At 69.3% G+C, this 7,044-nt stretch carries 6 protein-coding genes; 3 read left to right on the forward strand and 3 right to left on the reverse strand.

From position 1 onward, the window contains the following. Positions 1-333 (forward strand): peroxidase family protein (locus R3E98_21665; GenBank protein ID MEZ4426018.1); only part of this gene is annotated, 333 nt, incomplete at its 5' end. Between the two features lie 152 nt (positions 334-485). On the opposite strand, the gene R3E98_21670 is transcribed toward R3E98_21665, so the two are convergent. Beyond that, positions 486-1,406 carry a hypothetical protein gene (locus R3E98_21670; GenBank protein MEZ4426019.1) on the reverse strand — a complete coding sequence of 307 codons (921 nt, stop codon included), beginning with the start codon at positions 1,404-1,406 and terminating at the stop codon, positions 486-488. Between the two features lie 207 nt (positions 1,407-1,613). On the opposite strand from R3E98_21670, the gene R3E98_21675 reads away from it, so the two are divergent. Then, positions 1,614-2,954, forward strand: a complete 1,341-nt coding sequence (locus tag R3E98_21675) for a hypothetical protein (GenBank protein ID MEZ4426020.1) — start codon at positions 1,614-1,616, stop codon at positions 2,952-2,954. Positions 2,955-2,958: 4 nt separating this feature from the next. Here the strand turns inward: R3E98_21675 and R3E98_21680 are convergent, their stop codons facing one another. Together R3E98_21680 and R3E98_21685 are read right to left on the reverse strand one after the other, a co-directional pair. Continuing rightward, entirely contained in the window at positions 2,959-3,525 is a 567-nt protein-coding gene (locus R3E98_21680) for an ECF-type sigma factor (GenBank protein MEZ4426021.1), read from the reverse strand. Positions 3,526-3,656: 131 nt separating this feature from the next. Continuing rightward, on the reverse strand, positions 3,657-6,281 hold the full coding sequence (locus tag R3E98_21685; protein MEZ4426022.1) for a serine/threonine-protein kinase: 2,625 nt from the start codon (positions 6,279-6,281) through the stop codon (positions 3,657-3,659). Positions 6,282-6,502: 221 nt separating this feature from the next. On the opposite strand from R3E98_21685, the gene R3E98_21690 reads away from it, so the two are divergent. Then, positions 6,503-7,044 (forward strand): helix-turn-helix domain-containing protein (locus R3E98_21690; GenBank protein MEZ4426023.1); only part of this gene is annotated, 542 nt, incomplete at its 3' end.

Raw genomic sequence — 7,044 nt, forward strand, 5'->3', positions numbered from 1 at the left:
CGCGTCCTGAACGCCAACGTCGGCGCGTCGCAAAACGGGGTCTTCACGGGGCGACCCGGCGCGCTCAGCAACGACTTCTTCGTCAACCTTCTGGACATGGGGACCCGGTGGAACGCCACCTCGGACGATGAGAACCTGTTCGAGGGGCGCGATCGCGCCACGGGCGACCTCAAGTGGACCGCCACCCGCGTAGACCTGATCTTCGGGTCGAACTCGGAGCTACGGGCGATCGCGGAGGTCTATGCCTGTGTCGATGCCAAGGAGGCGTTCGTGCGTGACTTCGTCGCGGCCTGGGACAAGGTCATGAACCTCGACCGCTTCGACGTGCGGTAGCACCGGCGCGACCGGTCGCATCGGTCGGGAGCTTCCGCAGCGCGCGAGGGGTGGTGTCCCAGAAGGAGGGGCACCACCCTTTCTTCATACTCCGGCTCGCTCCACTTCGACGCGGCCTGTTGAGCCGACCCGAGCGTCCGCTTTCCTGGCGCTCAGCAGCCCGCCGCCGAGACCACGTAGGCCCGGCCGCCCAACAACACGCCCTCGCCCGAGATCTCTACCGAGAAGACGCGCTCCTCGCGGTCCCACGGCTCCAGGATCAACCAGGCTCCGCCTACGAGATCGAACGTGAGAGCCCAGGTCCCTGCGTGTGCATCGGAATGCTCCGAGCTGGCGGACCCGGCGTCGCTCGAGAAATACGAGACGCCCTCGGATCTCCATTGGTAGCTGTGGTCCCTGCAGAGGGTCAGCTCCGTGGTGGACTCACGCACGAACGAACCCGCCGTCCCGTCTCCCTGATCCACCGAGGTACCGGACTCGTCGCCTCCGGTCAGCACCACCCCCTCGGCCTGCGCCACCCAGCTCGGGGCATCAGGAGCGCTCCAGGTGATGCTGCCGGACACGGCTGCGAGCGCCGAGACCAGCGCTTCGTCCTCGCCGCGCCCGCCCAGCACCGCAACCGCGTAGTCGGCACCGTGGGGCCCCTGCACGACCACGCCGTGCAGCCGGCCCAGACCCTCCTCCGACCAGACGTCGTAGGAGGCCCTCATCGTCGTTTCCTGGATGTGCACCTGGTCCGGGGTCAGCGACAGGCCGAGCTCGTCCAGGTCGGAGAGCACCACGTCCGCCACGTCGCTTGGAGACCCCTGCGAGTAGGCCCAGACCGCGGCCGTCATCCCTGATCCACGCAGCAGGAAGAGTCCGGACTCGGGGTCGGCGTGACCCGTGAACCCGGCGGGGATCCGAAATCCCACCCCCGTTGCGGGCGAGAGCACCACGGTGCCTGCCGGGTAGCGCCCTCCGACGTGAATCACCTCCTGACCGGACAGGCGCCCCGGCGACGCGGTAGCCGCCAGTCCCACCACGGCGAGCAGCCAAGCGCGGATCGGGTCAGGCTGAGGGACGAACGACATCGTGGGCTCCGGGTCGGAGTGAGCGCGGCGGGCATGAGTGTCCACCGACGGCGCGAGGGCATACCGGACCCGGCCCCGTCGGGGATCACCGGCCCTCCGGGCTCCGGCCCACCTCGGCCTCTGATCCCCGACTGCGGGCGCTCCGGTATGTGCCGTTGCGAGGTCAGCGAACCTGCGTCCCGTCCCATTCCGAACCGGAGACCGCTCATGCGCCCGTCGTCTGGAGTCCAACGAGGCCTTGCGCCGCGGCACACTCTCGTGCTCACCGCGCTGCTGATGGCGGCCTCCGCCGCGATGCCGCACGCCGCCATCGCCCAGCTCAAGCCCAAGACCCAACCCGGCGCGGCCGACCCGGCCCTGCTCGCACCCAGCATCGTCAACTTCCGCATCAACGGCGGCGGGTACATCACGAGTCTCCGCACCGTGCGACTCGAGCATCAGGCGCTCGGCAACCCGGTCTACTACCGGGCTGGAGAGCACCCGCAGCTCGCAGGATCACCCTGGCAGCTCTACCGTGAGAGCCCGACCTACGAGCTCAGCGCGGCAAACGGCGCCAAGGTGGTGTATTTCCAGATCAGGAACGAAGCTGCGCCCTCGCCCATCGTGTCCGCGCAGATCGCGCTGTCCAACCCACTGGTGACGAGCTTCAGCGTCATGTCCCCCGCGGGCAACGAGTCGGTGATCGGTCAGATCGTGCCCAGCCTGGACAACACGGTGACCGCCTTCCTGGACTACAGCCTCGAGGGCGACTACACCGAGTGCCAGGCGTCCACGCAGAGCAGCTTCGCCGGCGCGCCCTGGCACCCGTGCGTGGTTGGTGGCACGACACACACGACGGTGGGCCTACCCTTCGACCCGCCGGGGCGCCGGATCGTCTTCTTCCGGGCGCGGGGGCCAGCCGGCCCCTCCAACGTGGTGGCTGACACCATCGACGTGGAGCACATGACCTTCACCCAGGTCTCGACGGGGTGGGTAGGAGCGCATAGCGGGTATCCCACGATCCCCGCGCTCTGTCCCGGTGGTGGTTTCATCAAAGGGATCACCGCCGACATGGTGCAGAACAGCTTGGTTCGTCGCTTCTACGGAGCCTGCACGGGAATCGCACTCGAAGCCGAATGGCTCGCGGGCTCGGTCCGACTACGAGCGTCCTGGAGCGCAGACGAGGACGCGTTTCATGCCCAGGCACCTCTTCCCGCTCCCGTCACCCTGGAGCAGATCCTACGACTGCTGGGACCGGGAATCGCGAAGTTCGAGTTCTTCCGCGACTACCGCGAGTGCCCGCCGGGGGCATGGGTGGAGCGGGTCGGGGCCCAGCTGAGCAAGGTAGACGGCGCCACAGCGGTGTTGGGCCTCATCCTGGCCTGCACGACCATCGACGGACGCGGAGGGCGCATCGGCACGGCGACGGGCATGCAGTATACGGGGCGTCTCACCGACGAGACGGTCTGGTTGAGCTGCCCCGACTACGGACTGGTCAACGGCATCACCGTGGCGGCGGATTGGACGATCCGCGGCATCCAGCTGCACTGCCTGGTGCCGAACCAATGAGGCGTCAGCGGGCCTGGAGCGCGTCGGTGAGCCAAGCCCGCGCGAAGCGCCAGTCGCGCTTGACCGTGGGCTCGGAGACCCCGAGGGCTTCGGCGGTCTCCTCGACGGAAAGTCCCGCGAAGAAGCGGCACTCCACCACCCGCGCCTGACGCGGATTGGCCGCCTCCAGCGTGGCCAGCGCGCGGTCCAGGTCGAGGAGCTGATCGGGCTGGACCAGGCCACCGTGCAGCTGCTCGTCGAACTCCACCGGGGCCTGCCCGCCGCCACGCTTCTTGGCGGACTTCTTCTCGGCGGCCGCGATCAGCACCTGGCGCATGGCGCGCGCCGCCACGCCGAAGAAGTGACTGCGGTCCGCCCAGGAAAGCTGCTTGGAGGGCGTCAGCTTCACGTAGGCTTCGTGAACCAGCGCTGTGGTGTTGATCGTCTCCGAGCCCCCGGAGCGGCGCACCGCCTGGGCCAGGCGTTTGAGCTCGTCGTAGACGACGTCGAAGAGCTGGTCGAAGGCTCCGTCGTCCCCGGCGTGGGCGCGCCGGAGGAGCTGGGTCACCGCTTCGGGAGTGGGCTGGGACACGCTGCTGAGGTTCGAGAGTGGGTCGGGGTGGACGTTCGACCCAATTGGACCTGCTGCGCCGGCCGGGGCAAGCGCGCCCACACGCGAGACGTTGCGGTCCCGCTGGAGCACCGCCGCGCGTCAGGACCGGACTACCGTCCCTCGTCCACCCGATCGGCCTCGTCACGCTGTAGGGCCCGAATGCGTTCGGCTTCCTCGGACCGCCCCCAGCGCTCGTACATCGCCACCATCTCGCGCAGCGTCGCCTGACGAAGGCGAAACACGGCACTGCCTGGCGGCGCGCCGTCGGGCGTCTCCTCCAGCACGTTCCTCATGGCTTGCTCCGCCGCGGCGTGCTGGCCCTGCCGCGACAGTGCGCGTGCAGCGCCACGCGCTGCCGCCACTCGAATCCCCAGCGGCCCGCCGCTTCCGACCACCGCCAGCGTCGCTTCGTACTCGTGCTCCGCACCGGTGCTGTCCCCGGCCGCGTCGAGGGCGCGCGCAACGCCGATACGGAGGCCTGCGGTGACCGCGGCGCTCTCCCCGTACACTCGCATGGCCACCTCCACGGCGCGTCGCGACAGCGCGAGGCCACTCTCCACATCGCCGACTCGCAAGCGATGCTGGCCATGGTTGGTCAGAATCACGGCCAGCCGACGCTCATCTCCCGCCCCCCGGCTCGTCGCCAACTGGAAGAGCGAGTCGGCACGCTCGTTCTGTCCCCGGGCGGACAACAGATTCGCGTATTCCGCCAGCGCCGCCACGGCGGGGACCGCATCGTCCGGGACCGCCCCGTCCAGGATCTCCAACGCGGCGCGAAAGGAGGAATCGGCGGCCTCCAGGTCCCCCTGGGCGCGCTGCATGACCGCCAGATTCGTGAAGCCAACCCCCGCCTGGGCGTCGTCGCCGCGAAGTCGACGAAACAGCGCGAGACCCTCCCTCTGCGGACCGACGGCCGACCCCGCATCACCGCGTTCGTACGCAAGCCCGGCTTGCATGTAGAGCGCGTTGGCAAGCAACTCCTCGCGGCCCAGCGCACGCAACAGGGGCACCGCCTCCGCCAGCTCCGCCTCGGCTGCATCGAAGTCGTCGCGGTAGAGATGGCCTCGGGCCATGAGGCTCAGTACCTGGGCTCGGGCCGTGTCGTCCGCCACCTGCCGGGCCGCCTCCAACGCCTGCGGCAGCAGACGGTCGGCGCTCACCCAATCCGATCGCTCCAGCGCCACTTCGCCCAGAGAGCGGATCACCCCTGGATCGGGCGGAAGCCCCGCCTTGGACCGCTCCGCCACCGCGCGCTCCCACAGCTCCTGCGCGGTCTCGAAGTCGAACAGCGAGAAGTGGGCGCGCCCCAGCGTGCTCAGGAGGCGCGCCTGCAGCGCGGGCTGGCCGGCCAGGTCCTCAAGGGCTGACGCGGTGGCACGCTCCAGGAAGTCCACCACACGCAGCGTGTCCGCCCCCGGATCGCGACCCACCGGATTGACCGACTCGAACATGCCTTCGAGATATGCGGCCACCGCCTGAGCGGTGTCCCGCTCCGCTCGCGCCGCATTGCGCTGCTGGAAGGCCACCGCGAGTCCTGCGAACAGCGCGAGGACGATCCCGGAGACCGCTGCCAGGGGACCACGATTGCGCTGCACGAACCGATGCAGGTGGTACGAGCGCGTGGGCAAGCGCGCTCCGACCGGGCGTGCCTCGCGAAAGCGCTCGAGGTCGTCCAGCAGGCCGTCCACCGATTCGTAGCGCTCGTCCGGATCCGGTGCCGTGGCCTTGAGCAGGATCGCATCCAGATCGCCACGGAGGGCCATACGCAACCGGTCCGGCGTGGTCGCGCGGTTCGCACCGACGGTGGAGGTGTCCGCCCCTTCCGTCGCTGCGCCCGAGCTCGGCTTGTCCGATGCCGTCTTGCTGGGCAGCGTGCGCCGCTCGGGGTCGGGTCGCTGACCCGTCAGCAGCTCGTGCAGCACCACTCCGAGCGCGTACACGTCCGTTGCCGTGGTGACGGCGCCACCGGCGCTCCGCTGTTCCGGCGCGGCATACGCCGGAGTAAGCACGCGATGCTCCGTCCGGGTCAGGTCGTCCGCTGCGGACCCCAGCAGCTTGGCGATGCCGAAATCGAGGAGCTTCACCGTCCCGTCCTCCATCACCAGGATGTTGGACGGCTTGAGGTCCCGGTGGACGACCAGGTTGCGATGAGCAAAGCGCACGGCGGCGCACACGTCGCGGAAGAGATCCAGCCGCCGCTCCAGCGACAGCCGGTGGGCGTCCGCCCAGCGCGTGATGTGGTCGCCGTCGATGTACTCCATCACCAGGTAGGGGCGCCCGTCCGACGCGGCGCCGCCATCGTGCAGCCGGGCGATGTTGGGATGCTGCAGGTCGGCCAGGATCTGACGCTCGGCGCGGAAGCGGCGCAGCACGTCGTCGGTGTCCATCCCGCGCTTGACGAGCTTGAGCGCCACGGTCTGTTCGAAGGCGCCATCCACTCGCTCGGCCTGATAGACCGCGCCCATGCCACCCCGCCCGATCTCGCGCACGATGCGGTAGGGTCCCACCTGCGCACCGGCCTCGTCCCCGTCCAACGCAGTGGCCACGACCCGCTCGAAAGTGGCGTCGAGGGGAGTGTCGCCGGAGGCGTCGTGGCTGAGCAGGGCCCGCAGCCGCCGCTCCAACCCAGCGTCTCCCGCACACACGTCGGCGATGAGGGCCTCGCGGTCCGCCGGCGCCGCGTCGATCACGCGATCGAAGGCGGCGTTCAGCCTTTCGACTTCCGTCTGGTGCACAACCACCTCCCCGGATTGCCAGCCCCAAGGTACCGGCCACCGGTGATCCGTGCCCCGGCCCCGCCCGCTCCCGGTGTGCATACGGGAACGCACCCGGCCGGAGATCAGCTGCTCGCTCGGGCCGGGTGAGCCTGAAACGGCTTGGGCACGGTCGAGGGGCCACGCGCCCACCATCCGAGCCGGGCCTTGACATGAATGAACAATTCATTCATTTATTGTCCATGGCACGAACTCGGACGGAATCCAGGCTGGAGCGCATCCTCGACGCCGCACTCCTCTCCTTCCTCGAGAACGGGTACCGGGGAGCCACGCTGCAGGACGTTGCCGAGCGCGCGGAGGTGTCCGTAGGGAGCGTCTACTCGTACGTGGCAGACAAGGAAGCGCTCTTCGAGCTCGTGCTGCGCGCGGCGCTGCGGGAGCCACCGCCGGACCTCGAGTCCCTCCCCTTCCAGAGCACCGAAGGCTCGGCCTTGGTCTCCTGGGTCTGGGAGCGGTTCGGCGAGATCGCGCACTTCCCGACACTCGACGCCGCGGCGGCGCGCCCGGCACCGGCGAAGCCGCTATCGGAGTTGGAGCAGGTGCTGCGCGAGGTGTGGGCTTGGCAGTCCCGCTACTGGCGGGCCATCGAGCTGATCGAGCGCTGCGCACGCGACTGGCCGGATCTGCACATGCTCTACTACAAGCAGTTCCGACGGGGAGTCTTCGCCAAAGCGGCGGGGCTGTTTCAGCGACGCATGGCCGAAGGAGTCATCCGCGCCTATCC

The sequence above is a fragment of the Gemmatimonadota bacterium genome, assembly GCA_041390125.1.
Classification (GTDB): Bacteria; Gemmatimonadota; Gemmatimonadetes; order Longimicrobiales; family Gaopeijiaceae; genus JAGQIF01.

Excerpts from the sequence above, each read along its gene's own strand:
- R3E98_21675 (MEZ4426020.1), top strand. The coding sequence starts at position 1,614 with ATGCGCCCGTCGTCTGGAGTCCAACGAGGCCTTGCGCCGCGGCACACT.
- R3E98_21670 (MEZ4426019.1), bottom strand. The coding sequence starts at position 1,406 with ATGTCGTTCGTCCCTCAGCCTGACCCGATCCGCGCTTGGCTGCTCGCC.